This is a genomic window from Plantibacter flavus (assembly GCF_900177615.1).
Classification (GTDB): Bacteria; Actinomycetota; Actinomycetes; order Actinomycetales; family Microbacteriaceae; genus Plantibacter; species Plantibacter flavus.
The window spans coordinates 317,606-343,616 of the sequence record NZ_FXAP01000002.1 but is presented as its reverse complement, the minus strand read 5'-3'; the positions used below and the strand labels follow the sequence as shown (position 1 = coordinate 343,616).

The following is a 26,011-nucleotide window of genomic DNA, read 5'->3' as shown; positions in this document are numbered from 1 at the left end:
CGGAACGCCGTCGCCCACTCCGTCCGGTGCGGGCTCAGCTCGATCATCGGATCGAGCGTACCCCGCGGTCGGTCCCCGGGCGAGGGACCGTCCTGGTCCCTGAGCCTGTCGAAGGGCTGGGTGACGCCCCGACTCAGCCCGTGGCCGGCGGCGGGGCGGTCGACTCGCGCATGATGAGCGTGGTCGCGAGGTCGGTGATGGTCGGGACGTCGGTGCCGCCGAGATGCGCGAAGAGGGTCTGCACGGCGTAGGAGCCGGAGGCGATGTGCGGGCTGCGGATCGAGGTGAGTGCCGGTGTCGTGAAGTCCGAACCGAAGATGTCGTCGAAGCCGATGAGGCTCAGCTGTGCAGGCATCTCGGCACCACGCGAGCGCAGCTCCAGCATGATGCCGATGGCCAGGAGGTCGTTGTACGCGAGGACCGCGGTGGCACCCGTCTCGAGCACGGCCGTGGCCGCCGCCCTGCCTGCGGCCATGTCGGGCTGTGACGACGGCACTCGCACCGTCTCGATGCCGCGTTCGGCGCACAGCTCCCGTGTCCGGCTCCACCGATGCCGCGACATCCAGGACCGACCGGGGCCGGAGACGAACGCGAGCCTCCGGTGCCCGAGCTCGGCGAGGTGGTCGATCGCCGCGGTGAGGCCTGGGTCGATGTCGGCGACGATGCTGTCGACGTCGTCGACCTGACGGTTGATCACGACGACGGGCTTCTCCTGGCCGAGCGCACGGACGTCGTCGGGCAGGAGCCTCGAGGTCGCGAGGATGAGACCGTCGACCGACGGCATGAGCCGCCTGGCGGTCAGCAGCTCCATCTCCGCCGACTCCTTGAACTCCGCGAGCACGAGCGTGTAGTTGCGCTCGGCGGCCTCGCGCTCCGCGCCGCGGACGACGTCGAAGAACATCGGGTTCGTGATGTCGGCGACGATGAGGCCGAGCGTGCCGGTGCGCCCGGTGGGGAGTGCCCGGGCGGCGGGGTTCGCCACGTAGTTGAGCTGCTTGGCGGCGTCGTGGATCTTCTGCGCCGTCTTCTCGTTGATGCGGCCGGGGCGGCTCAGCGCCCGCGACACGGTCGACGGGTTGACGCCGGCGAGCTGTGCGATGTCGTAGATCGTCGCGGCGCGTCTCGTCTTCGCGGCCCCTGCCGTGGGTTCGGGTGTTCCGGGCTCGGGAGCGACCGTCTCCGCGGATGCGTCAGAGGTGCTCATGGGGCCCGCTCCTCTCGATCGCCGCCCTCGGCGACCTGAGCCATCGTACTGCCGCGGCCCCGGCGTGCGGGCTCAGGCCGGCCTGGTCAGCGGGTCGCGACATCGAGTGCGTGGCTGGCCCATTCGTACGACAGGCGGTGCGACTCGTAGACGCTCTCGACGCTCGGGAAGTCGACCTCGATCATGTAGTCGCCGTCGTAGTCCGCGGGCATCGCCGCGACGATCGCGTCGAAGTCGAGCACACCGAGCCCGGGTTCCGCCCACAGCCGCTTCGTCTGGGACGTCTCGTGGTAGCTCAGCGCGCCGTCCGCTGCGCCGTCGAGGTGATCGGCGTAGACGTCCTTGATGTGGATGCCGCCGACGCGGTCGCGGTAGTCGGTGATCATCGCGACCGGGTCCGCTCCCGCCCAGCGGAGGTGTCCGGTGTCGGGCCCGAACCCGATGAGGTCCGGTCCGAGGGTGTCGAGCAGACTGCGGATCTCGTGCTCGGTCTCGAAGACACCACCGACGTGCGAGTGGTGCAGGGGGCGGATCCCCTCGGCGAGCAGGACCTCGCAGGTCCGGCCGGCGTTCTCGATGGCCAGGTCGAGCCGCTCCTGGGAGAAGTCGGCGCCGATCGCCGGCGTCGCCATGCGGGCCGGGACCGCCATCGAGGAGATCATCGTCCGGTCGAGTCCGAGGGAGGCCTGGGCCGCCCCGAACGCCTTCGCCGCCTCGAGGACCTCGGCCAGGTCGACCGTCTCGTCGAACGCGCTGCTGAACAGGCTGAGCGAGGGTGCGAGGCCGTAGCCGCCGATCCACGTGCGGTACTCGTCCGCGGTCATTCCCTCGGGGATGTCGGCCTTCACCGCGGTGAAACCGATGCGCTGGAAGTCGGCGAAGGCCTCCTCGAACACCTCGCGGGTCTTGCCGCGCGCACTCCAGTACGGGATGGGGTTCGCCGCCACCCGGTTCGTCCGCTGCGCGCTCATCGGACCACCGCCGCAACGGCGTCGAGGCGGACCGGCTGGCCCGTGCGTGCGGATTCGTAGAGACCGGTGATGATCGAGATCGCCTGGCGGTTCTCGGCCAGCGTCACGCGGAGCGGCTCCTCCCCGCGGATCGCGGCGAGGACGTTCCGGTACTGGTGCAGGTGCGCGTCCGACATCTGCCCGGCGACGCTCGAGCCCGCCTGCGTCTCGTCGGCGAACTGCGCCGCCTGGTTCGTGTCCTTGCCCTGCGAGCCGAAGAAGGCCTCGGCGCGCTCCATCCCCGCGGGGGTGGAGTGGAAGTACGTCAGCTGGTCGTTCTCGATGACCGCGGAGCCGCGGTCACCGTGGACCTGCAGCCGCGCGACGAGGCCCGGGTAGACGGCCGTCGAGCCGTGGATGACGCCGAGCGCGCCGGATGCGAAGCGGACGACACCGACCGCGACGTCCTCGGTCTCGATGCGCTCGTGGGCGAGGAGCGCGGTGTACCCGAAGACCTCGACGGGACGTCCGAGGAGGGCGACCAGCAGGTCGACCGTGTGCACGCCCTGGTTCATGAGCGCGCCACCGCCGTCGAGCGCCCAGGTGCCGCGCCAGTCGCCGGAGTCGTAGTAGCTCTGCCCGCGCCACCAGTCGACCGATGCGATGCCCGAGGTGATGCGCCCGAGGTCTCCGCGTTCGGCGGCGGCGAGGACGATCTCCGTCGAGGGGTCGAAGCGGTGCTGGGAGATGACGGTCACGACGGTGCCGGCGCGCTCCTGGGCGGCGATGATGTCGTCCGTCCGCGAGACGGTGACGTCGGCCGGCTTCTCGATGATGACGTGCTTGCCGGCCTCGAGCGCCTCGATGGCGAGGTCGGCGTGCAGACCGGTGGGTGTGCAGACGACGACGATGTCGGGGTCGGTCTGCGCCAGCGCCTCCGCGAGGGTCGTGAACGCCCGTCCGCCGCGCTCGGCGACGAGGGCCTCCGCCTTCGCGAGCTCCGGGTCGGCGACGGCGACGAGTTCCAACTCGTCGCGCAGCTGGTCGATGACGATGCCGTGCTGCTTCGAGATGATGCCGGCGCCGGCGATGGCGATGCGGTGCGGTCGTGACATGCGGGGGTTCGCTCCAGTTCTGTGCGTGGGGTGGGTCGGTGTCGGCGTCGGCTCAGGCGAGCTGACGGAGGTGCGCGAGGGCGGCCTCGAGCTCCGGTTCGAAGTCCTCGAAGAGGCACTCGACGGTGATGGGGCCGTTGTAGCCGCCGTCTCGGAGGGCCGTGATGAATTCGGTGAGTGGCCAGTCGCCCTGGCCGGGCGGCCGTCGTCCGGCATCGGCGATGTGGGCGTGTCCGATGCGGGCGCCGAGCGCCTGGACGACGGCGAGCGGCTCCTCCTCCAGCATGATGTGGAAGAGGTCGGCGACGACGGGCACACGGTCGATCCCGAACTCGTCGAGGAAGGCGACCGTCTCCTCGAGCGAGTTGAGTAGGTTCGTCTCGTCCCGGTTCAGTGGCTCGAGGACGATCTGCAGTCCGTTCCGCTCCGCCGCGTCGCGCGTCTCGACGACGACCTCCGCGAACCGCGCGCGGGCGGCCGTGACGTCCACCCCGGTGGGGACGGTGCGCGCCGTCCCACTCCCGAACACGATCTTCGCGCCGGGCTCCGAGACCGAACCGATGATCGGCATGACGGCGTCGAGGTACGCGGTGACGCGTTCCGCCGGGAAGCCGGGGTCGGCGAGCGACAGGTCACCGGGGAACAGGATGGCGAACGAGCCGCGTCGGACGCTCGCGTCGTAGTCGGGATGGCGCGTCCACCCGGCTCCGTCGGTGACGACGAGATTGCCGACGATGGTCGGTTCGGCGTAGTCGGCTCCGGACGCGAACGCATCGGGGATGCGTTCGGAGGGGACGATCACGCCGTACCCGGTGAGCGGGTGCCGCTGGGCGGTCGGGTTCGTGTCGGACATGCGGTTCCGTTCCGTCGTCGGTGGGATGGTCATCGCTACTTCAGGCTCCCCGAGATGAGGTCGAGGCGCCAGAACCGCTGCAGGACGAGCACGAAGATCACCACGGGGATGACGGCGATGAGCGCCCCGGCGATGGCGACCGAGTAGAGCACCGGTTCGCTACCGCCACGGTTGAGCATGAGGAACATGGCGACCGTGATGGGCGACAGCTCCGACTTCGACTGCATGATGTACGGCAGCAGGAAGTTGTTCCAGGCGCCGATGAACTGCAAGAGGAACACCGTCACGAGGCCGGGGAACAACAGCGGCAGGCCGATGGAGACGAAGGTGCGCCCCTCGTTCGACCCGTCGACCCGGGCCGCCTCGAGGAGTTCCTGCGGCACCGAGCCCCGCGCGAACACGTAGGAGAGGTAGATCCCGAACGGGGTGATCGAGATCGGGATGAGCACCGCCCAGTAGGTGTTCGTGAGGTTCAGCTGCGCGAAGAGCATGTACTGCGGGATCGCGAGCGTGATCGTCGGGAGCAGGACGCCCGCGAGCAGTCCGACCATGACGGCCTTCTTGCCCGGGAACCGGTAGAGCGCGAGCGCGTAGCCGGCGGCGGCCGAGACGGCGGTCGACAGGAGTGCGCCGCCGATCGAGTAGATGAAGCTGTTGCCCAACCAGCGCGCGAAGGAGCCGTTCTCGTACGCGAACAGGTCGGTCATGTTGTCGACGAGGCTCGACCCGAAGGTGAACGCGCTCGTGGAGAACAGTTCGCCCGTGCTCTTCGTGGCGGCGAACACGACCCACACCATCGGGAGCAGGAAGTAGAGGACGGCGATCAGGAGGACGATCGTCGGGAGGATTCCGCCGAGCTTGTGGACGAGGCTGACGGACTCCTTCGGCTTGCGGATGCGGCCGCGATCGGCGCGGACGACGGTCTCGCGAGCTCGACGGTCCTCCTCCGCGCGTTCCGCGGTGCGTGCGGTGGTGGTCATGCGTTCCTCCGAGCTGCGAGGCGTTGCCCGCCGAGCACCAGGAGCGACAGCAGCACCGTGGCGAGGGCGAGGATGATGGATGCCGCCGACGCCGAGTTGAGGTCGTCGTGGGCGAAGGCGTCCCGGTACACCCGCATCAGCGGGAAGTAGGTCGAGCTGATGGCCGGGGTGAGGCTCGAGAGCATCTGTGGCTCGCTGTACACCTGCAGGGCGCCGATGATCGAGAAGAGTCCGGTGAGGATCGTGGCCGGCACGATGTGCGGCAGCTTGATGTACCAGGCGATGCGCGGTTCGTTGCAGCCGTCGATGCGGGCGGCGTCGATCTGCTCCTTCGGCAGCGACTGCAGCGAGGTGTACAGGATGATCGTGTTGAAGCCGATCCCGCCCCACAGCACGACGTTGATGATCGCGGTCATGACGAGGTCACCGCGCAGCAGCGTCGGGAACTGCAGGCCGAAGGTCTCGGCGAGCTGGTAGATCGGGCTGATCTCGGGCACGTACAGGAAGCCCCACATGAGCGCCGCGATGACGCTCGGCACGCCGTACGGCAGGAAGATCGCCATGCGGCTGAACGCGCGGAGGTGGGCTCTCGGGAGGTCGAGCAGCAGCGCGAACAGCATCGCCGTGAGCATCATGATCGGCACGAGGAAGAGTGCGTACACGGCGAGGTTGCCGAGGCTCGTCCAGAACGTCGGGTCCTGGAGCACCTTCGTGTAGTTGCCGAGGCCGACGAACACCTCTTCGCGCACGCCGTACGCACTCGCACCCGCCGCGGTGCCCATGAGGCTGAGGCCGCCGGAGTACACGATCGGGATGACGAACACGAAGACGAACAGGACGACCGCGGGGGCGATGAGCACCCAGGCGAACAGGTGGTGCGGGCGGGTCAGCGAGACGCGCCGTCTGGTGGGGACCGCGGTCGGATCGTCCTCCGTCCGATCGCGGTCCCGCTCGATGGTCGGCGCGGTCATCAGCCGGCCAGGTCCTTCTCGACGATGTCCTGCACCTTCGGGAGCACGTCGGCCCACGGGCTCGTCCCCTCGATGGCGTTGCCGAGCTCGTCGGTGATGGCGGTGAAGGCCACCTGCGTGTTCGGGCCCCACTGCACGGTGACGAGCTTCGACGCCGCCTCCGTGGCGCTCGGCCAGTAGGTGGTGTCCTCCGGCATGAGCTCCGGCGGCGTGCGGTCGATCTCCTGGCCGTGCAGGGCGCCGGTGAACTTGTTGACCTCGACGAGCCCCTCGGCACCCTCATCTGAGGCGTTCAGCCAGGTGATGAACTCGAGCGCCTGATCGTAGTGCGGGCTCTCCTTGAGGATGACGTTGGCCGAGCCGCCGCGGGCGAAGACCCGCGGATCGGCGGCGTCCCACTGCGGGATCTGTGCGGCCGACCAGAGCCCGACGGTGTCGGGGTACTGGTTGAGCAGCGGACCGGGAGCCCAGGCACCGGCGATCGTGCCGAGCACGCGGCCACTCGCGGTCGCCTCGATCTGCTCGGGGCTGCCGGTCTGGTAGATGCTCACGAGATCGTCCTCGACCATGCCCTGCCAGAAGTCCAGGACCTCCTGCGTCTCGGCACTGTCGATGTCGACGCCCCATTTCTCGTCGGAGTAGTCCCACCACTGGGCGCCGTTCTGCAGGGCGAGTCCCATGAACTGGTCGGCGTCGATCGAGCTGAAGTTGAAGAGGTAGCGGTCACCGTCGAGGGTGCGGACCTGCTCCGCGAGGGCGCGGAAGTCGTCCCAGCTCGCGGCCGGGGTGAGACCGTACTGCGCGAAGAGGTCGTTCCGGTAGACGAAGAGCGCCGGTCCGAGGTCCTGCGGAACGCCGTAGACGATGTCGTCGAAGGACACGCTCTCGAGCACCGTGGGGGAGTAGGCCTCCTCGAGGTCCTGCTTCGCGCTGTCGAGTGGGGCGAGGACGCCGGCCGACACGTAGGTCGGCAACTGCGTGTACTCGGCCTGCGCGATGTCGGGGCCGTCACCGGCACGCACGGCGCTCAGGACGCGGACGGGCATGTCCGCTCCACTCGCGGGTTGCGAGATGTTGACCTGGATGTCGGGGTTGGCCTCGTTCCACACCGCGACGCGTTTGTCGATGTTCGAGCCCCAGGCCCAGAACTCGAGCGTCACCGGGCCGTCGGCCGAGTCGTCGCCGCCCGGTCCCGAGCAGGCGGTCAGTGCGAGGGCGAGGATTCCCGCGGTCGCGATTCCGATACGAACGCTGTTTGCCACTGCAATCTCCTTTGATAGCGGGGGTCTGCTCCCCGCGTCGCTGAAGCGTTTCAGTGGTGGTGGACCACGACGGTTCCGGGCGGAAGCGGGATCAGTCTCGCAGACGGTCGTCGATCTGGCAAGCGATTGCCAGATCGGTGTGGCAATCGGTTGACAGACCGCGGTCCCCCGGTTTCAATGGAGGCGTGCCAATGACGCTGCAGAACGATCCAGACCGCCTCCTCCCCGCCGACCCGGGGACGCGCGACGTCGCCAGGGCGCTCTACCGCTCGGTGGAGGCCCTGCCGATCATCTCGCCGCACGGACATGTGGATCCGACGATCCTCGTCGAGGACACCCCGTTCGCGAATGCCACCGAGCTGTTCCTCCGGCACGACCACTACGTCACCCGCTTGCTGCACGCCGCCGGGTTCTCCCTCGCGGACGTCGGCGTGCCCGACCTCGCGGGGGGTGGTTCCGTCGCCGCACCGCGGGACGCCTGGCGACGCTTCTGCGAGCACTGGCACCTGTACGCCGGCACCGCCTCCGGGTACTGGCTGAGCTCGATCCTCGGTGAGCAGTTCGGTGTCACTGAGCAGCCGGACGGAGCGAACGCCGACCGGCTCTTCGACACGATCCAGGACGCGCTCCAAGCGCCGGCGTTCCGTCCGCGTGCACTGTTCGACCGCTTCCGCATCGAGGTGCTCGCGACCACAGACGACCCGATGGACGACCTCGCCGCGCATGCCGTCCTCGCGGCGGACCCCACCTTCAGCGGGCGCGTCCTGCCGACCTTCCGGCCGGACGCGTACCTCGATCCGGCGAAGGCCGGGTGGGCGGAGCGGGTCGCGTCGCTCGCCGCCTGGAACGGGACGCCGGAGGGCAGCTACCGCGGCTATCTCGAAGCGCTCGCCGGGCGCCGTCGCCACTTCATCGAGCACGGGGCGGTGTCGTCCGACCACGGTGTCCCACAACCACTCACGCTCGAACTCGAGGAGACGGACGCCGCAGCACTGTTCGACCGCGCGCTGTCGGGGACCGCCGACGCCGCCGACCTCGAGCGGTTCGCCGCGCACATGCTGTTCGAGAGTGCCCGGATGAGCGTCGAGGACGGCCTCGTCATGACGGTCCACCCCGGCGTCCACCGCAACCACCACGCGCCGACGCTCGCCCGCTTCGGGCCGGACACCGGGCACGACCTCCCGGTCCGCACCGACTACGTCCGCCCCCTGCGCCCGTTGCTGGAGCGGTTCGGCTCGGCTCCGGGGTTCAACCTCGTCCTCTTCAGCGTCGACGAGACGAGCTACTCGCGGGAGATCGCACCGCTCGCCGGGTTCTACCCGAGCGTCTTCATCGGCGCACCGTGGTGGTTCCTCGATGCGCCCGACGCCGTCCTGCGCTTCCGGTCCGCCGTGACGGAGACGGCCGGGTTCTCGCGCGGATCGGGCTTCATCGACGACACGCGGGCGTTCCTCTCGATCCCCGCCCGACACGACATGTCCCGACGCCTCGACGCGTCCTTCCTCGCGCGACTCGTGCGGGAGGGGCGCATCGACGAGGCGACGGCCGAACGCATCATCCTCGACCTCGTCGTCGACCAGCCGCGACGGGTGTTCAAGCTGTGAGCACCGTGACGAACGTCGACCGCGCTGCCGGAGCGCCGGGGGAGCCGGCGGTCCCGCGTCTGTCCCGCGTGCGGCTGCCCGAGTTCCCATCGGCACCGGTCCGGATCGTCCATCTCGGACTCGGCGCCTTCCACCGCGCCCATCAGGCCTGGTACACCCAGCTCGCCGACCCTGATCACGAGTGGGGCATCGCCGCCTTCACCGGCCGGAGCCCGCAGGCCGCTGTCGACCTGGACGCCCAGGACTGCCTCTACACGGTCGTCGAGCGCTCGGCGGACGGCGACTCGGCCACGATCGTCGGTTCGATCGTCGAGGCGTGGGACGGTACCGAGGTCGCACGGCTTCATGACCTCCTCGCCGCTGAGACCACCGCCATCGTCACGCTCACCGTCACCGAGTCCGGGTACCGGCTCGATGCCGAGGGGAAGCCGGACACGTCGGATCCGGCGGTCGAGCACGACGTCGCCCTGCTGTCCGAGGCCTTCGCCGAGCGGGCGGACCTCCGCGATGCCCGCCCGACCACGACGCTCGGTCGGCTGCTCATCGGCCTTGAAGCCCGTCGCCGTGCCGGGGTCGGTCCGATCGCGATCGTGCCGTGCGACAACATCGCCGACGGCGGTGCGCTCGTCCGTCGCGCGATGCTCGCCCTCGCCGACCGGGTCCACCCGGAGACCGCTCGGTGGATCGCCGACGAGGTCTCGTTCGTCTCGTCCTCGGTCGACCGCATCACGCCGCGTCCCACGCCTGCCGACGAAGCGACTGCCGCGACGCTCACCGGATTCGCCGATGCCGCTCCCGTCGTCACCGAGCCCTTCACCGACTGGGTGCTGAGCGGCGACTTCCCCGCCGGGCGCCCGGCGTGGGAGTCCGCGGGTGCCCGGTTCGTCGACGACCTCGAGCCCTACGAGCAACGCAAACTGCGGCTGCTCAACGGCGCCCACAGCCTCCTCGCCTACGCGGGCCCGCTGCGCGGTCATACGACGGTCGCCGAGGCGGTCGGCGACGAGCAGTGCCGGGCCTGGGTCGAGGAGTACTGGGACGAGACGGAGCGCCACCTGCCGGAGGGCCTCGGGCTGACCGCGTATCGCACCGCACTCCTGGAGCGCTTCGACAACGCGCGCATCGAGCATCGACTGCAGCAGATCGCCCTCGAGGGGGTCACCAAACTGCGGGTGCGGATCGTGTCGACCCTCCTCGCGGAACGGGCCGCCGGTCGGCCGGGAACCGGGTCCCTGCGCGTGATCGCCGCGTGGGTGGCGGCCGTCCAGGGCGACGACCGGCCGGGTGACGCGAGCGGTGCCGCCGTCGCCGAGGCGCTCCGGTTCCAGGGTCGGGAGCGGACCGCGGCGCTCGTGCGCCTGATCGATCCCCGCCTCCTCGACTCGGAGCCGGAGGACGGTTCCACGCTCGTCACCGAGCTGGAGCATCTGGTCGACGAGCTGACCGGACGCCCACGGAACCCCTGACGCCCGCCGCTGCAGCCGACCCGCAGTCCGTCGGAACCACCCCGGCCACATCGGCCGCAACGCACGAAGGAGTAGTACCCATGAACATCGACAAGGCCGAGGTCATCGTCACGAGTCCCGACCGGAACTTCGTGACGTTGAAGCTCACGACCGACGACGGCCTGACCGGCCTGGGCGACGCGACGCTGAACGGGCGCGAGCTCGCGGTGGTGGCGTATCTGACCGAGCACGTCGTCCCGCTGCTGCTCGGGCGCGATGCGTCGCGGATCGAGGACACCTGGCAGTTCCTGTACCGCTCGGCGTATTGGCGGCGTGGTCCGGTGACGATGGCGGCGATCGCGGCGGTCGACATGGCGCTGTGGGACATCAAGGGCAAGGCCGCGGGCATGCCGGTGTACCAGCTGCTGGGCGGGGCGTCCCGGACGGGGCTGCTCGCCTACGGGCACGCGTCGGGGAAGACGAACGAGGAGCTGTTCGACAGTGTGCGCGAGCACCAGGCGCAGGGCTACCGGGCCATCCGCATCCAGACGGCGGTGCCGGGGCTGAAGTCGATCTACGGCATCGCCTCCAACGCCACCTTCGAGGGCAACACCGGTGTCCGCTACGACCACGAGCCGGCGCAGCGCGGTGGCCTGCCGAACGAGGAGGACTGGGACACCCGGTCGTACCTGCGTCACCTGCCGACGGTGTTCGAGGCGGTGCGGAACGAGTTCGGGCCGGAGTTGCCGTTGCTGCACGACGGGCATCACCGGATGACGCCGATCCAGGCCGCGAAGCTCGGCAAGAGCCTCGAGCCGTACGACCTGTTCTGGTTGGAGGACTGCACCCCGGCGGAGAACCCGGAGGCGTTGCGGCTGGTGCGGCAGCACACGACGACGCCGTTGGCGATCGGGGAGATCTTCAACACGGTGTGGGACTACCAGCAGATCATCCGGGAGCAGCTCATCGACTACGTCCGCAGCGCGGTCACGCACACCGGCGGGATCACGCATCTGAAGAAGGTGCTCGACTACGCCTCGCAGTACCAGATCAAGTCGGGCATGCACGGACCGACGGACATCTCCCCGGTGGGGATGGCGGCCGCGATGCACCTCGGGCTCGCGATCCACAACTTCGGCATCCAGGAGTACATGAAGCACGGCGAGAGGACCGATGCCGTGTTCCAGCAGTCCTACACCTGGGAGAACGGCATGCTGCACCCGGGAGAAGCACCGGGGCTGGGTGTCGAGCTCAACGTCGACGAGGCCGGCAAGTACCCCTACCAACGCGCCTACCTGCCCTACAACCGTCTCGCCGACGGCACCGTCCACGACTGGTGATCCCTGCGGCCAGCGCGGTGCGCTGACCCGACCGCGCCCCTGTGGCGTGAGCGCGCCCCTCCGGAGACGCGCGCTCGCGCGCCAGGGGCGCGCTCACGTCCGAGTTGCGTGAGATTCACTACTGGTATTTCATGTTCCAGAGGGCTACGGTGGTGCGACATAAGGGCGATCACCGCGGTTCGGGGGACCAGATGACGAACGACGACACCCAACCACCGGGTGACCAGCCCGACCCATCGCCGACACCAGACCCGACACCTGAACCTCCCGACCTGACCCCTCCCAGCCCGGCACCCGTCGCCCCGGAGACGCCCGCCGAGGCTGATCCGGCAGCGCCCTCGACGCAGGCGGCGGCAGACGGCACGATCGTCCTGGCCGGCGACGGCATCGATCCGACCGGAGCGACCGTGTCGACGACCGCGGTCCAGGCGCTGTTGTCGGCGGCGCCGGACGGCAGCACCATCATCGTTCCCGGCGGCGCCGTCATCGCGCTCGACGCGACCCTCTTGCTCGACCGTCGCCTGGCGCTGCGGGGGAGTGGCGAGCTGCGGTGGACGGCCGGCATCACGAACGCGCCGGCGCTCCGCCTCACCGCTCCGGGGACGACCGTGCGTGAGGTGCGCCTCACCAATCCGAACCACCTCGGCGCAGCCAGCGGTACCCGCAACATCGGCATCGACATCCGGACGAGCGACGTCATCGTCGACGGAGTGCGGATCGTGGGCTTCCAGAACGGCGTGGTGAACGAGCCCACCGGCGAGTTCGAGGGCGTCATCGTCACGAACTGCCACATCGTCGACATCGTCGGCGTGGGCGGTGGACGCGGTTCGACCTCGAAGGCCGGCGAGGATCGCGGCGACGGCATCACCATCTGGGGTGCGCGTGCCGTCGTCTCGGGCAATGTCGTGAACGCGCTCGCCGGCACGGACGCGCGGATCGGCATCCACGCGGAAGGCCTGTCGGACGACGAGGTCGATCCGGGGCTCTACCCCGACGCGATGTTCTCGATCAACGACAACGTCGTCAGCGGTCCGTTCCGCCGCGGCATCGCGCTGGAGGCGGTGTCGCACGCCACCGTGTCGGGGAACACCGTCACCGGGAGCACGTGGTGGGGCATCGCCGCGATCGACACGCGCTCGACCGGGATCTCGAACAACACGGTGCGCTGGACGCGGGCGGCCGATGACGACCAGGGGTCGGTCTGGGGTCCGTCGCGCGGGCCGATCATGGTCTACCGCGGCGCTGACGCCACCGTGGTGGACGGCAACGTCTTGGAGATCCGCGGCGTCGCCTCCGCCGCCATCCGCCTGCAGGACGCCACCTTGCCCTCGGGCGACACCACGACGCCCGTCGGTTCGACCGACACGGTGATCACCGACAACGTCATCCGGCTCGCCGGCGGCATCTGCCCGAGTGGGGTGGTGCTGCAACGCGCGATCCGGCCGCTCGTCGTCGGCAACCGGCTCAGCGTGACCACGCCGTGTGGGACTGCGGGCGGCGTCGTCTCGTATCTCAGCAGCGACCTCGTCGTCGCCGACAACTCGGTCCTCGGCGCAGGAGAGGCCAGCGGGTACGGGGTACAGCATCAGGGCGCCGGAGCCGTGCAGGTCACGGGCAACCGCGTGGAGGGGTTCCGGATCGGGCTCGCCGTCACCAATTCGACGGGCGGGGTGACCATCGTCGGCAACACGGTCCTGGCGTGCGCGACCGGGATCGACACCTACGGCTCCACCGGTCGCTCCATGGTCGCGGCCAACCGTCTCTCGGTCTCCGGCAGCGCCCACATCAATGCACAGCCGGCGACGAGCTACGTCACCACCAGGCACATGGGTACGGCGCGCCCGGCCGGCGGCGGGTCCGGCGACCTGCTGGTGGGCAACGGGCTGCTCTGGGTGAACGACCAGGGCACCTGGCGCTCGGTGAAGGTCACCTGAGGCGGTCGTCGCGGTGGTCCGTGCCGGCGACCGGGTGTCCGCTGCTCAGCCCGCGAGCAGGGCGACGCCGATCACGACGACGGTCGCCGCGGCGATCCGGCGGACGGGGCGGCCCTCGCGGAGCACGAGTGCGCCGAACAGGCTGACGAGGATGACGCTCACCTCGCGCATCGGCGCGACGAGCGCGACCGGTGCCATGGTGATGGCGACCAGCACCAGGATGTACGACATCGGCGAGAGCACCCCGAAGGCGAGGATGCGCGGCCAGTGCGCGCGCAGGACCGCCGGCAGTTCGCGTGCTCGGCGCCCGAGCGAACCGGAGAACAGCAGGACCTCGACCGCGGTGCAGCCGACCATGAACGCGACGGGCGAGACTCCCCAGGTGCGGACGGCGTGTGTGTCCCAGATCGTGTAGGCAGCGATCGCGACCCCGGTGAGGAGCCCGAAGGCGACCGCGGGGTCGATACGTCGTCGCGTGGCGCGCACGTCGACGGCGACCGGTGCCGGGTCGCTCCCGCGGTCGACGAACCCGATCGCGACGACGCCGACGACGATCGCCGCGACGCCGACGAGCGCGAGCACCGACGGGCGCTCGCCGAGGACGAGGACGGCGATGATCACGCTGATCGTCGGGCCAGTGCCGCGTGCCGTGGCATAGACGGTGGAGAGGCGACCGCTGGCGTAGCCGCGCTGCAGCACGAGCATGTAGACGTAGTGCAGCACGGCGGAGACGACGACGCCGATGGCGAAGCCGGCGAGGTCGTCCGTACCGAGTCCGCCCGTGAACGGGATGACGATCGCCCACAACACCGTGCTCGCCACTGCTCCCCACCAGAGGAAGGGCATGCCGATCCGGCTGACGCCGTGGGCGACGATGTTCCACGCCGCGTGGCAGACCGCGGCGGCGAGGACGATGGTGACGGCGAGCAGAGACACGTGAGACCCTTCCGATCCTCGCGGGCGCGACGATCAGGGTCCTCCGGGCTTTTATCCTGTCAGATGACGGTCGTCGGCTGGCCGCCGACCGTGGCGCCGCTCGGACCAGTCGAGCTGTCGCTCCGGAACCCTAGGCGCTATCGCGCACCACGCTACCAGCCTCCCGGCGAGGCGTGTTCGCTCGCCCAGTTCTGGGCGAACGAACGCTCGGTCGCCCAAGAACGGGCGAATGGACGTGCGTCAGTCGACGATGGCGATGGCGTCGATCTCGACGAGCATCTCCTCGCGGGGGAGGCCCGTGAAGACCGTGGTGCGGGAGGGCAGGACTCCGCCCTTCACGCGCGAACCGACGAACTCGCCGTAGGCGTCGTTCATGATCGCGAAGTCCTCGCGCTTGGTGAGGTAGACGCGCAGCATCATGACGTCGTCGAAGGTCGCGCCGCCGGCCGCGAGGATGGCCTCGACGTTCTGCAGCGTGCGGGTGGTCTGCGCGGCGACGTCGCCCGGGAACAGGTACTCGTTCGTCGCGGGGTCCACGGGGCCCTGGCCGGAGACCTGGACGAAGTTGCCCTTGCGGACGCCCTGGGAGAAGGTGTGCGCGGGAGCCGGGGCGTCGGTGGTGGAGATGGCGGTGCGTTCGGTCATGGGGGTGTGTCCTTCGGTTGGTGGCCCTTCGACAAGCTCAGGGACCGGGGTAGGTGGTCAGGGACCGGATGGGTGGCCCTTCGACAAGCTCAGGGACCGGGGTAGGTGGTCAGGGACCGGATGGGTGGTCAGCGACCGGGGTTGGTGGGGCTCAGGGACGGGACGGGCGGGAGGTCAGGCGGTGGCGGGGGCCTCGGCGGGCGACGGCGGTGCGTAGCCGAGTTCGGCGGAGATCGCGGTCGTGGTGGCGAGGAGCTGCGGCAGGAGGGCTCGGACGCCGCTGTGGGGGAGGACCATCGTCGGGACGGAGATCGACACCGCCGCGGTGACCCGGCCGTCGGGCCCGAACACCGGAGCGGCCACGCAGTTCATGAAGCTCTCGTGCTCCTCGTGGTCCTCGGCCCACCCGCGTTCGGTCGAGCGCTCGATCTCGGCCAGGAGGGCGTCGGCGTCGGTGATGGTCTTGTCGGTGTACCGCTCGAACACGATGCCCGTGACGACGCGTCGACGCTCCGCCTCGTCGAGTCCACCGAGGAGGACCTTCGCGACCCCGGTCGCGTACAGGGAGGCGGGCAGGCCGACACGCGAGTACATGCGGAGGGGCTGACGGGACTCGACCTTGTCGATGTAGAAGACGGAGCCACCCTCATAGGCGGCGAGGTGCACCGTCTGACCCGTCGCCGCCCCGAGCGCCCGGATGTGCGGAGCGGCGACGCCGCGGACGTCCTGCTCGTCGAGCGCGGTCTGGGTCAGCTCGAACATCGCCCGCCCGAGGTGGTACCGGAACGACGCGTCGCGCGTGACGAAGCCGTGCTCCTCGAGCGTGTTGAGCAGGCGCAGCACCGTGGTCTTGTGCACGCCGGCCGTCGCTGCGAGCGCGTCGAGGGAGTTGGTGCCCGAGACGATCTCGCGGAGGAGGTCGAGGGCCCGGGACAGCGATTGACTCATGCGTCGATCATCCCGTGCGCGCCGACCGTGGTCCACGGCAGTGGGCGGTCCGCGGTGATGCGCCACGACGCCCACTCCTCATCGGTCGCCTCGACGATGGTGCTGACGCCCTGCGCGTCGGGCACGAGCTCGGGGCGGTCACCATGGCAGATGAGCGTCGACGCCGCGACCGCGTGGCCGAGCCGCGTGCAGGCGGTGTCGGAGCGACCCGAGGCCAGCCCGGCGAGGTAGCCGGCGGCGAACGCGTCGCCCGCACCGACGGTCTCGACGACGTCGACCGACAACGACCGCACTTCGATGCCCGCCTCGGAGTCACGGTGGAGGGTGGTCGCTGCGTTCTCCTCGTCCTTGAGCACGATGCGCTGCAGGGTCGGCAGCTCGGCGAAGAGGCGGGCGGCGTCCGTGTGGCCGAAGAACAGCTCCGCTTCGTCGACGCCGAGGAACAGGACGGACGCCTGGTCGAGCAGGCGATGCAGCGGGGCGGTCGAGCGACGCTCCCAGAGTCGCGGTCGGAAGTTGAGGTCGACGCTCAGGACGGTGTCGCGGGGGAGCGCGTCGCCCAGCTCGCCCACGAGCAGCGCGGTCGAGTCGGAGAGCGCCGGGGTGATGCCGGAGGTGTGCACGATGGCGGAGGCGGTGATGGCCGCCCGGGTCGCCTCGTGTCGCAGGGTGTCGGCGCCGAGCTGCGATGCGGCGGACTCGCTGCGGTAGTAGTGCATCCTCGGCCGACGGTCGCCGTCGGCGCTCACGACCGTCTCCTTGACGTAGAGGCCGGTGGGCCGGTGGTCGTCGCGTTCAACGGCGTCGGTGAGGACGCCGTCGTGCCGGGCCGTCTCGAGGATGTAGTCGCCGAACCCGTCGTCGCCGAGGCGTGAGATCCAGTGGGTGGGGACGCCCAGGCGCGCGAGGCTGGAGGCGACGTTGAACTCGGCACCGCCGACGCCCGTCCGGTATTCGCGGGCTTCGGCGACCGGGAGCTGGCCCTCGGGCAGGAGGACGACCATCGCTTCGCCGATCGTGCTCACGGTGGACGGTGACGTCGTCATCACGGTTCCCCTCGCGTCTCGGCCGGGTCCGGTTGACGGCCTGTGGACGCAATGCTAGAACAGACGTAGCGCCGGATGCAATATACGTTGCAAGATGCGCAACGCCTGGCGCTGACGACGTCGGCGGGTGCAGCGCTCGATCGCGAAACGAGGAGACGATGACGGACGACTTCGATGCCGGCGCGCTGGGCGTGCTCGACGGCAGCCTCAAGGGCTTCCCGCCGGCCTCCGTCGGGACCGACGCCGCCACGTTCCTCGCCGGTCGACCGGCGCTCGCCGACTTCACCACGCCGCTCGTCACGCTCGACCGCTCGGCGGTCACCGACAACGTCGAGACCATGCGCCAGTGGTGCGACCGCGCAGGGGTGGGCCTCGCGCCGCACGGCAAGACGACGATGAACCGAGCCCTGTGGCAGCGTCAGCTCGACGCGGGTGCCTGGGGCATCACCGTCGCGACCCCGTGGCAGCTCTCCGTCGCGCTCGACTGGTCGATCCCGCGCGTGATGCTCGCCAACGCCCTCGTGCAGCCCGAACACCTGCGCGCCGTCGGGCGGGCTCTCGACAGCGGCGACGCCGAGATCGTCGTGTGGGCCGACTCCGTCCGAGCCGTGCAGATCATGTCGCGCGTGCTCGCCGAGCAGCCACCCCGTCGCCCCCTCCACGTGCTCGTGGAACTCGGTGCGCCGGGCGGCCGCACCGGAGCCCGAGACCAGGCCACCGCGCTCGAGATCGCCGAGGCCGTCGTCGCCTCGCCCGAGCTCGCGCTCGCCGGCGTCAGCGGCTACGAGGGGGCCCTCGCGCACCACGGCGACGACGGTTCGCTGCAGATCGTCCGCGACTACCTGGAGTCGCTCGCAGCTCTCCACGGCGCGCTCCTCGCAGGCGGCCGGTACGACGAACGCGTCCGGACGCTCATCGTGACCGCCGGGGGCAGCGCCTACTTCGACGTGGTCGCCGAGGTCCTCGCCGGACTGCGCGACCTCGACGGCGCTCACGGACGCGCCGTCGACGTGCTGCTGCGCTCCGGCGCGTACGTCACCCACGACGACGGCTTCTACCGCGGGATCACCCCGCTCGGCCGCCACGAGGGCACCGGCGACTTCCGCTCCGCGATCCACGGCTGGGCGACGATCGTCTCCCGCCCCGAGCCCGGCCTCGCGCTCGTCGACGGCGGGAAGCGCGACTTCCCCTTCGACGAGGGGCTCCCCGAGGTGCAGGGCGTCCGCCGCGCCGGATCCGCCATCGTCGAAGCGCTCCCGGGCGCGACGACCACGGCCATGAACGACCAGCACACCTTCGTCTCCCTGCCGCCCGGCAGCGACGTCGAGGTCGGCGACGTCATCCGCCTGGGCCTCTCCCACCCGTGCACCACCTTCGACAAGTGGCGTGCCCTCGTGGTCATCGACGACGTCCGTCTCGCCGAACCGAGCGCCGTCGACGCCGTCACCACCACCTTCGGCTGAGCCGAACCGAACAGGAGCCCCGCATGACGCTCGAGACCCCTCCCACCACGCCGCACGCCCTCGACGCCCTGTACGCCGACCGCGCCATCGCCGTCGTCCGCGTACCCGTCATCCCCGACCCGGTCGAACTCTGCCGGGCGCTCGCCGCGGGCGGGATCCGCAGTGTGGAGTTCACCTTCACCACGCCGGGGGTCGAAGCCCTGATCCGCGCCGCGGCCGACGCGATCGGCGACCACGGGGCCGTGATCGGCGCGGGGACGGTCGTGGACCGCGACACCGCTCAGCGCGCCGTCGACAGCGGTGCGCAGTTCCTGGTCACGCCCGGTCTGAGCGAGGAAGTGGCCGAGGTCGCGACCGCCGCCGGCATCCCGTTCCTGCTCGGCGCGATGACGCCCAGCGAGGTCATGCGCGCCGCGTCGCTCGGTTCCCACGCGGTGAAGATCTTTCCAGCCGCCGCCATGGGGTCCGGCTTCCTCAAGGACCTCAAGGGTCCGTTCCCCGGTCTCCGGCTCGTGCCGTCGGGCGGACTGCACGCCGGCAACGCGCGGGAGTACATCCAGGCCGGCGCAGCTGCCGTGACCGCGGGGTCGAGTGTCGTCGGTGCGGCCGATGTCGCCGCGGCCGACTGGGCCGGGGTCACCGAGCGCGCGACCGCCTTCACCACGGCGGCCCTCCTGCCGTGACGTCGCGACCGACGGACGGCGCGCGCGCGGTGGTCATCCGCGGCGCTCGCATCGTCGACGGCACCGGCGGACCGAGCGCGCACGGGTCGCTGCTCATCGACCGGGGTCGCATCATCGCGATCGGGGGGTCCGCTGACGCCGACGCGCCCGCCGACGCCCTGATCATCGACGCCGACGGTCTCGTCGCCTCGCCCGGCTTCATCGACATGCACGCCCACTCCGACCTCGCCGTCCTGCGCGACCACGAGCACCTCGCCAAGGTCTCGCAGGGTGTCACCACGGAGGTCCTCGGACAGGACGGGCTCTCTTACGCCCCGACGGACGACCGCACGATGTCGATCGTCCGGCAGCAGATCGCCGGCTGGAACGGGCAACCCGACGACGTCGACTTCGCCTGGCGGACCGTCGGCGAGTACCTCGAGCGGGTCGACCGCGGGGCCGCGCTGAACGTCGCCTACCTGGTGCCGCAGGGCTCCGTCCGGATGCTCGTGGTCGGCACCGAGAACCGGGCTGCGACCGCTGACGAGATCGCTCGCATGCAGGAGCTCGTCGCCGCCGGGATGCGGGAGGGGGCCGTCGGGATGTCCTCCGGCCTCACCTACGTGCCCGGCATGTTCGCCGACACCGAGGAGCTCGTCGCGCTGTGCCGCACCGTCGCGGAGCACGGCGGCTTCTACGCACCGCACCAACGTTCGTACGGCAAGGGTGCACTCGAGGCGTATGCGGAGATGATCGACATCAGTCGTCGTTCCGGGTGCGCGCTACACCTCACGCACGCGACGATGAACTTCGGCGTCAACGCAGGCCGGGCCGCCGAACTCGTGGCGCTCATCGACGCCGCCATCGCCGACGGGGTCGACATCACGCTCGACACCTATCCGTACCTGCCGGGTTCGACGACCCTGTCGGCGTTGCTGCCGAGCTGGGCGGCGGTCGGCGGGCCTGACGCGACGATCGAGCGCCTGGGCGACGACGACGTCCGTGCGCGGATCCGATACGAGCTCGAGGTGCTCGGCACCGACGGCTGTCACGGGGTCGTCACCGACTGGGCCACGATCGAGATCTCCGGCGTCGCGAACCCCGAGCTCGCCGGATTCGTCGGCCGAACCGTCGCCGACATCGCCGCGGAGGATGCGGGACACGCGTGGTCGGGCGACCCGACAGCCCTGTTCTTCGCGCTGCTCGAAGCCGACCGGCTCGCGACCGGCATCCTCCAGCACGTCGGCGACGAGGCCAACGTGCGCACGATGATGGTGCATCCGGCTCACACCGGCGGGAGCGACGGGATCCTCATCGGCGCGAAGCCCCACCCGCGCGCGTGGGGCACGTTCCCGCGCTACCTCGGCCACTACGTCCGCGAAGAGGGGGTGCTCGGGCTGGAAGACGCCGTCGCCCACCTCACCTCGCGTCCGGCCGGGCGACTCGGCCTCAGCGACCGCGGCGTGCTCCGCGTCGGAGCCGTCGCCGACGTCGTCCTCTTCGACCCCGCGACCATCGCCGACCGCGCGACGTTCGCCGAGCCCCGGCAGCAGGCCGCCGGCATCCCGTGGGTCTTCGTGAACGGTGCCGCCGTCATCGCCGACGGTCGACGCACCGACGCCGTCCCCGGTCGGTCGATCCGCCGCAGCCCGGCCTGACCGCTCCCTCGTCCCTCCCCGCCCCGCGCCCACAGACACAGAAGGTCCTCCCATGCCCATCACCGCCCTCGCGCGCAGCGTCGTAGCCGCCGCCGCACCAGCCCCGAGCGATCCCATCGGATGGCTGCAGCAGACCACCCCCGGCCTGCTCATCCTGTGCGCGGTCGCCATCGCGGTGCTGCTCTTCCTCATCATCCGGGTGAAGCTCGAACCGTTCATCTCGCTCTTCATCGTCGGCATCGGTCTGGCCCTCGCGACCGGGACGAGCATCTACCAGATCGTCGGCGTGGCCGTGCCGGACCCCTTCGACGACGAGCAGATCAAACCGGGGGCGTCGCTCCTCGAGACCGGCTTCGGCGGCATCCTCGGGCACATCACGATCATCATCGGTCTCGGCACCGTGCTCGGCGCGATCCTCGAGCGCTCCGGCGGTGCGGACGTCCTCATCCGCAAGCTCCTCGGTCGCTTCGGGGAACGTGGCGCTCCGATCGCGATGGGGCTCACCGGTCTCATCTTCGGCATCCCCGTGTTCTTCGACGTCGGCATCTTCGTCCTCGCGCCCCTCGTCTACATCACCGCGCGTCGCGGCGGGAAGTCGCTCGTGCTCTACGCGCTCCCGATGCTCGCCGGCCTCTCGATGACGCACGCGTTCCTGCCGCCGCACCCGGGCCCGACGGCGCTTGCCGGCACCTTCGAGGTCGGTCTCGGCTGGCTCATCCTCATGGGCTTCCTCTGCGGTATCCCCGCCTTCATCGCGTCGGGTATCGCGTGGCCGCTCTGGATCGGGAAGCGCGTCATGGTCTCGGTTCCCGAGGAGTACGTGCTGGAGCCCGAGGACGACGCCCCCGAGCGCAAGGACGTCTCGCTCTGGGCGGTGGGCCTCATCATCGTCACGCCGATCCTGCTGATCCTCGCCGCGACCTTCGGCGCACTCGCCCTGCCGAGCGGCCCGGTCCTCGAAGCGTTGACGCTCATCGGCAACCCGGCGGTCGCGCTCACGATCGCCGTCTGCCTCGCGTACTACGTGCTCGGGGTGCGGCGCGGCATGACGCTCGCCGAGTTGGGCGAGCTCTCCGGTCAGTCGCTCCGGCCGATCGGCATGATCCTGCTCGTCGTCGGTGCGGGTGCGTTCTTCGGCGCCGTCATCTCGGCGACGGGTGTCGGGGCGGCATTGGCCGAGGTGCTCGGTTCGCTCGGCCTGCCGATCATCGTGTCGGCGTACCTCATCAGCTCCGGCCTCCGCATCGCGCAGGGCTCGGCGACCGCGGCCATCGTGATCACGGCGGGGATCCTGCAGCCGGTCGTGCTCGCCGGCGACTACTCGCAGCCGCAGCTGGCACTCATCGGCATCGCGATCGCGGCGGGTTCGATCACGCTCTCGCACGTCAACGACGGTGGGTTCTGGATCATCGCGAAGTACTTCAACATGTCGGTGAAGCAGACGCTCGCGACCTGGACCGTCCTCGAGACGATCCTCTCGGTCGTCGGCTTCGGGATGGTCGCCCTCATCTGGCTGTTCGTCTGATCCGGTGCTGTGGTGACGTCAGCGCGGTGCGCTGGCGTCACCGCGGTGCTGTGCGCTGAGCGCGGGTCCCCGGAGGGGCGCGCTCACGCGCCTGGGGCGCGCTCACGCCGGTTCCGGTGCGCTCGCGCGGGCGCACCGCGCTGACCGAACGCAGCAGGGGACGTCAGAAGAGGCGGGAGTCGCTGTCGTCGAGGCCGCGCATCGCGTCGTAGTCGAGGACGACGCAGCGGATCCCGCGGTCCTGGGCGAGGGTGCGCGCCTGCGGCTTGATCTCCTGGGCGGCGAACACGCCCTGCACCGGCGCGAGGAGCGGGTCGCGGTTCATGAGCTCGAGGTAGCGGGTGAGCTGCTCGACGCCGTCGATGTCGCCGCGGCGCTTCAGCTCGACCGCGACGGACGCCCCGGTCGCGTCGGTGGCGAGGATGTCGACCGGGCCGATCGCGGTCATGTACTCGCGGCGGATGAGCCGGTAGCCGTCGCCGAGGAGTTCGATCTGCTCGGCGAGGAGCTTCTGCAGGTGCGCCTCGACGCCGTCCTTCTGGAGGCCGGGGTCGACGCCGAGCTCGTGCGCGCTGTCGTGGTGGACCTCGTGGATCGACACGATGAGCGCGTCGCCGGTCTTCTTGTGCGTGACCTTCCACAGCTCCGTGATGCCGGCCGCCGCCTGCGTCTCATCGGGCTCGACCGTCGTGAGCACGCAGGGCGGGCTCATCCAGTTGAGCGGCTTGTAGGAGCCGCCGTCGGAGTGGACGAGCAGGCTGCCGTCGTTCTTCACCATGAGCAGCCGCTTGGCGAGCGGCAAGTGAGCCGACAACCGTCCGGCATAGTCGACCGAGCACTCCGCAATCACCAAACGCACGACGACGAGCCTACCGCGACACCGTCCCGCGTCCATTCGCCCATATTCGGGCGACGGAACGCTGAATCGCCCGAACATGGGCGAACGAACGGGGCTCAGCGCTTGCGGCGGCTGCTCTCACGGGCGGCCGGAGACGCCAGGCCGGCGAACACGATGAGTACGAGCACGACGAACAGGGCGTTCAGTAGGCCGATGGCGTCGCCGAGGATGCCGATGAGCGGCGGACCGACGAGGAACGCGCAGTAGCCGATCATCGCGACGGCACTCACCCGTGCCGCAGCGCGCTTGGAGTCGTCGGCCGCGGCGGACATGCCCACCGGGAACCCGAGCGAGGCACCGAGTCCCCACAGCACGGTGCCGAGGACCATGAGTGCGGTGACCGGCGTGAGGATGAACAGCACGAGTCCGGCGATCGCCGCGCCGGCCGACACCTGCAGCACCGGCACCCGACCGAAGCGGTCGATGAGCGGCCCGCCCACGATGCGACCGACGGTCATCGCGGTGACGAACACGCCGTAGACGAGCGCGCCGGTCGTGTTGCTCTGCTCGTGGCCGTCGACCACGGCGAGTGCGAGCCAGTCGTTGGCGCTGCCCTCGGCGAACGCCATCCCGAGCATGATGACGCCGATGAGGATGAGGCGGCCGTCGGCCCAGACCGACAGGCTCTCGCGAAGTCGGTCCTGCCACGGCGCCTTCGGTGCGTCGTCCAGCTCATCGGAGACCACCTGCTCGGCCGGGACGAAGCGCACGGCGACGACGGCGACGATCGCGATGACGACCGCCATGACGAGCGCGTGCCAGAAGACCTCGAGGCCGGCTGCGGACGCGAGTGCGCCGAGACCAGCTCCGGCGACCGTGCCGAAGCTGAAGCACGCGTGCATCAGCGGCATCACCGTCTTGCCGAGCTCCTGCTCGGCCGCGGCACCCTCGACGTTCATCATGACGTCGAGTGCTCCGTTCCCGAAGCCGAAGATGATGAGCCCGACGAGGACGATGCCCTCGAGTGGCACGAGGCTCGCGCCGACCCCGATGAGGAGCAAGCCGGTCGCGACGAGCCCGAGCGTGAGCTGCATGCCGTGTCGAGGGCCGAGACGCGCGAGGAGGTGCTGCGAGGCGACGAGGCCGAGGATCGATCCGATCGACATGCCGAGGATGAGCAGCCCGACGGCGCCGGTCGTCAGCTCGAGGTTGTCGCGGATGGCGGGTATGCGGGCCACCCAGGTGGCGATGCTGAGGCCGCTCAAGGCGAAGATCACGAAGATCGCGTTGCGCCAGGCGAGGAGTTCGCGGCGTGGGCGCAGTGCGACGGGTGCGGTGTGCGGGTTGGTCGGCTCTGACACAGGGTCCTCGGGATCGGTGCTGGTGCGCCTGGGCGCTCGGTGGAGCGGGGTGGTGAGGCCCGTGCATCTCGGTGGATCTGGCGGAAATCGAATCGATTCGATTCCGTCGACTAAGCTAGCAGATCGTGGACCAGGAATCACGCCCCTCGCGACCGACGCTCGCCGATGTCGCCGAGCGCGCGGGGGTGTCGCCGTCGACCGCGTCGCTCGCGTTCAGCGGCGCCGGACCCGTGTCCGAAGCGACCAAGCAGCGGGTGCTGCAGGCTGCGGCCGACCTCGACTACGCCGGTCCCGACCCCCGGGCCCGTTCCCTCCGCCAGGGCCGTAGCGGCATCGTGGGAGCCGTCGTCGCCGGTCGGATCGGACACTCCTTCCGCGACCCGGTGATGGTCCAGACCCTCGACGGACTCGCCGACGAACTCGGCGCGGTCGGCGCGGGACTCCTCCTGCTGAACGACGCCCAGGAGGGCACGCTGCAGTTGAGCAACGCGCCGATGGACGGCGTCGTCCTCATCGGCTGCAGCCCGAACCTCGACAGCTCGGTCGCGATCCTCAGCCGACGGGGCATGCCGATCGTCTCGATCGAGGGACTCGCAGCCCTCGGCGTCCCCGACATCGCCGTCGACAACCGCGGCGGCGTGCGTGAGGAGGCGCGACACCTCGCCGACCTCGGCCACGAGCGCGTCGCCGTCGTCACCCTCAACCTCGACCCGACCGAACGCCGCGGCCCGCTCACGCCCGAGTGGGAGCGATCCGCCACGACGGTCCCGGCGATCGAACGCCTGCAGGGCCTCCGCGACGTCTTCCCCGACGCGCAGGGGTTCGTCACCACGGGGTCGTCGCTCGAGGAGGGCCGGGTCGCCGGACACGCCATCCTCGACGTCCCGGCGGGTGAACGCCCGACGGCGATCGCCGCGCAGAGCGACCTCCTGGCCGCCGGCGTCATCCGCGCAGCCGAGGAGCTCGGGATCTCCGTCCCCGCGGAGCTCAGCGTGGTCGGGTTCGACGGCATCCGCGTCGAGGGGCTCGACTACGACCTCACGACGGTGTGGCAGCCCTCCCGCGAGAAGGGGTCGGCCGCCGGCCGGGCGATCGTCGCCATGCTCGACGGCCGCGATCCGGAGTGCGAGCAGTTCAGCGTCCGGTTCCACCCTGGAGCGACGACGGCACCGGTCCCCGCGCCACAGCACTGAGTTCTCGTCGGGGTTTCGACAGCCCCTGCCGTGCGGCCGACCCGCCCCGTAGGGTGGAGGAGACGCTCGAAGGAGACC

22 protein-coding genes are annotated in these 26,011 nt (G+C 70.3%); 9 read left to right on the top strand and 13 right to left on the bottom strand.

Features of this window, described 5'->3' with window-relative positions:
* Positions 1-133: 133 nt before the first annotated feature.
* From B9Y95_RS07980 to B9Y95_RS07950, 7 genes are all read right to left on the bottom strand, one after another.
* On the bottom strand, positions 134-1,204 hold the full coding sequence (locus B9Y95_RS07980; protein WP_085511372.1) for a LacI family DNA-binding transcriptional regulator: 1,071 nt from the start codon (positions 1,202-1,204) through the stop codon (positions 134-136).
* 86 nt (positions 1,205-1,290) lie between these two features.
* Entirely contained in the window at positions 1,291-2,175 is an 885-nt protein-coding gene (locus B9Y95_RS07975; RefSeq protein ID WP_085511371.1) for a sugar phosphate isomerase/epimerase family protein, read from the bottom strand.
* Positions 2,172-3,269, bottom strand: a complete 1,098-nt coding sequence (locus tag B9Y95_RS07970) for a Gfo/Idh/MocA family protein (RefSeq protein ID WP_085511370.1) — start codon at positions 3,267-3,269, stop codon at positions 2,172-2,174. The genes B9Y95_RS07975 and B9Y95_RS07970 overlap by 4 nt, the downstream gene beginning before the upstream one ends.
* A gap of 52 nt (positions 3,270-3,321) precedes the next feature.
* Positions 3,322-4,122, bottom strand: a complete 801-nt coding sequence (locus B9Y95_RS07965) for a sugar phosphate isomerase/epimerase family protein (protein WP_159453349.1) — start codon at positions 4,120-4,122, stop codon at positions 3,322-3,324.
* 35 nt (positions 4,123-4,157) lie between these two features.
* A complete protein-coding gene (locus tag B9Y95_RS07960; protein WP_123539768.1) occupies positions 4,158-5,102 on the bottom strand; it encodes a carbohydrate ABC transporter permease in 945 nt (314 codons plus the stop codon).
* Positions 5,099-6,073 carry a carbohydrate ABC transporter permease gene (locus B9Y95_RS07955; protein ID WP_085511368.1) on the bottom strand — a complete coding sequence of 325 codons (975 nt, stop codon included), beginning with the start codon at positions 6,071-6,073 and terminating at the stop codon, positions 5,099-5,101. The genes B9Y95_RS07960 and B9Y95_RS07955 overlap by 4 nt, the downstream gene beginning before the upstream one ends.
* Positions 6,073-7,335, bottom strand: a complete 1,263-nt coding sequence (locus B9Y95_RS07950) for an ABC transporter substrate-binding protein (protein ID WP_159453348.1) — start codon at positions 7,333-7,335, stop codon at positions 6,073-6,075. Before B9Y95_RS07950 ends, B9Y95_RS07955 begins: the two co-directional genes overlap by 1 nt.
* 191 nt (positions 7,336-7,526) lie before the next feature.
* Between B9Y95_RS07950 and uxaC the strand changes: the two genes are divergently transcribed.
* The 4 genes from uxaC to B9Y95_RS07930 all read left to right on the top strand — a co-directional run bounded on the left by uxaC (position 7,527) and on the right by B9Y95_RS07930 (position 13,658).
* On the top strand, positions 7,527-8,939 hold the full coding sequence (gene uxaC / locus B9Y95_RS07945; protein ID WP_085511366.1) for a glucuronate isomerase: 1,413 nt from the start codon (positions 7,527-7,529) through the stop codon (positions 8,937-8,939).
* A complete protein-coding gene (locus B9Y95_RS07940) occupies positions 8,936-10,405 on the top strand; it encodes a mannitol dehydrogenase family protein (protein ID WP_234994024.1) in 1,470 nt (489 codons plus the stop codon). The genes uxaC and B9Y95_RS07940 overlap by 4 nt, the downstream gene beginning before the upstream one ends.
* Positions 10,406-10,485: 80 nt before the next feature.
* Positions 10,486-11,724, top strand: coding sequence for a D-mannonate dehydratase ManD (gene manD / locus B9Y95_RS07935; protein ID WP_085511365.1), 1,239 nt, complete (start codon positions 10,486-10,488; stop codon positions 11,722-11,724).
* Positions 11,725-11,915: 191 nt separating this feature from the next.
* Positions 11,916-13,658, top strand: a complete 1,743-nt coding sequence (locus tag B9Y95_RS07930) for a NosD domain-containing protein (protein ID WP_159453347.1) — start codon at positions 11,916-11,918, stop codon at positions 13,656-13,658.
* Positions 13,659-13,703: 45 nt separating this feature from the next.
* Here the strand turns inward: B9Y95_RS07930 and B9Y95_RS07925 are convergent, their stop codons facing one another.
* From B9Y95_RS07925 to B9Y95_RS07910, 4 genes are all read right to left on the bottom strand, one after another.
* The gene (locus B9Y95_RS07925) at positions 13,704-14,594 is read right to left on the bottom strand and encodes an EamA family transporter (protein ID WP_085511363.1); all 891 of its coding nucleotides are present in this window, start codon (positions 14,592-14,594) and stop codon (positions 13,704-13,706) included.
* Positions 14,595-14,834: 240 nt separating this feature from the next.
* The gene (locus tag B9Y95_RS07920; protein ID WP_064293914.1) at positions 14,835-15,239 is read right to left on the bottom strand and encodes a RidA family protein; all 405 of its coding nucleotides are present in this window, start codon (positions 15,237-15,239) and stop codon (positions 14,835-14,837) included.
* 174 nt (positions 15,240-15,413) lie between these two features.
* Positions 15,414-16,187: an IclR family transcriptional regulator gene (locus B9Y95_RS07915; protein WP_085511362.1), complete on the bottom strand. Its 774-nt coding sequence runs from the start codon at positions 16,185-16,187 to the stop codon at positions 15,414-15,416.
* The gene (locus B9Y95_RS07910; RefSeq protein WP_085511361.1) at positions 16,184-17,233 is read right to left on the bottom strand and encodes a sugar kinase; all 1,050 of its coding nucleotides are present in this window, start codon (positions 17,231-17,233) and stop codon (positions 16,184-16,186) included. The genes B9Y95_RS07915 and B9Y95_RS07910 overlap by 4 nt, the downstream gene beginning before the upstream one ends.
* Positions 17,234-17,391: 158 nt before the next feature.
* On the opposite strand from B9Y95_RS07910, the gene B9Y95_RS07905 reads away from it, so the two are divergent.
* From B9Y95_RS07905 to B9Y95_RS07890, 4 genes are read left to right on the top strand one after another with little or no spacing between them, the layout of a single operon-like run.
* The gene (locus B9Y95_RS07905) at positions 17,392-18,696 is read left to right on the top strand and encodes a type III PLP-dependent enzyme domain-containing protein (protein ID WP_085511360.1); all 1,305 of its coding nucleotides are present in this window, start codon (positions 17,392-17,394) and stop codon (positions 18,694-18,696) included.
* A gap of 23 nt (positions 18,697-18,719) precedes the next feature.
* Entirely contained in the window at positions 18,720-19,379 is a 660-nt protein-coding gene (locus B9Y95_RS07900) for a bifunctional 4-hydroxy-2-oxoglutarate aldolase/2-dehydro-3-deoxy-phosphogluconate aldolase (protein WP_085511359.1), read from the top strand.
* Positions 19,376-21,016 carry an N-acyl-D-amino-acid deacylase family protein gene (locus B9Y95_RS07895; protein ID WP_200811368.1) on the top strand — a complete coding sequence of 547 codons (1,641 nt, stop codon included), beginning with the start codon at positions 19,376-19,378 and terminating at the stop codon, positions 21,014-21,016. Before B9Y95_RS07900 ends, B9Y95_RS07895 begins: the two co-directional genes overlap by 4 nt.
* A 52-nt stretch (positions 21,017-21,068) precedes the next feature.
* On the top strand, positions 21,069-22,541 hold the full coding sequence (locus tag B9Y95_RS07890; RefSeq protein ID WP_085511358.1) for a GntP family permease: 1,473 nt from the start codon (positions 21,069-21,071) through the stop codon (positions 22,539-22,541).
* Positions 22,542-22,704: 163 nt separating this feature from the next.
* On the opposite strand, the gene nucS is transcribed toward B9Y95_RS07890, so the two are convergent.
* Both nucS and B9Y95_RS07880 read right to left on the bottom strand, forming a co-directional pair.
* Positions 22,705-23,400 (bottom strand): endonuclease NucS, encoded by a 696-nt coding sequence (gene nucS, locus B9Y95_RS07885; protein ID WP_064294112.1) that lies wholly within the window; start codon positions 23,398-23,400, stop codon positions 22,705-22,707.
* Positions 23,401-23,495: 95 nt separating this feature from the next.
* Positions 23,496-24,740 (bottom strand): MFS transporter, encoded by a 1,245-nt coding sequence (locus B9Y95_RS07880; protein WP_085511357.1) that lies wholly within the window; start codon positions 24,738-24,740, stop codon positions 23,496-23,498.
* A 125-nt stretch (positions 24,741-24,865) separates the two neighbouring features.
* Here B9Y95_RS07880 and B9Y95_RS07875 point away from each other — a divergent pair, with 125 nt between their 5' ends.
* On the top strand, positions 24,866-25,933 hold the full coding sequence (locus B9Y95_RS07875) for a LacI family DNA-binding transcriptional regulator (RefSeq protein ID WP_234994023.1): 1,068 nt from the start codon (positions 24,866-24,868) through the stop codon (positions 25,931-25,933).
* The last annotated feature ends 78 nt before the right edge of the window (positions 25,934-26,011 follow it).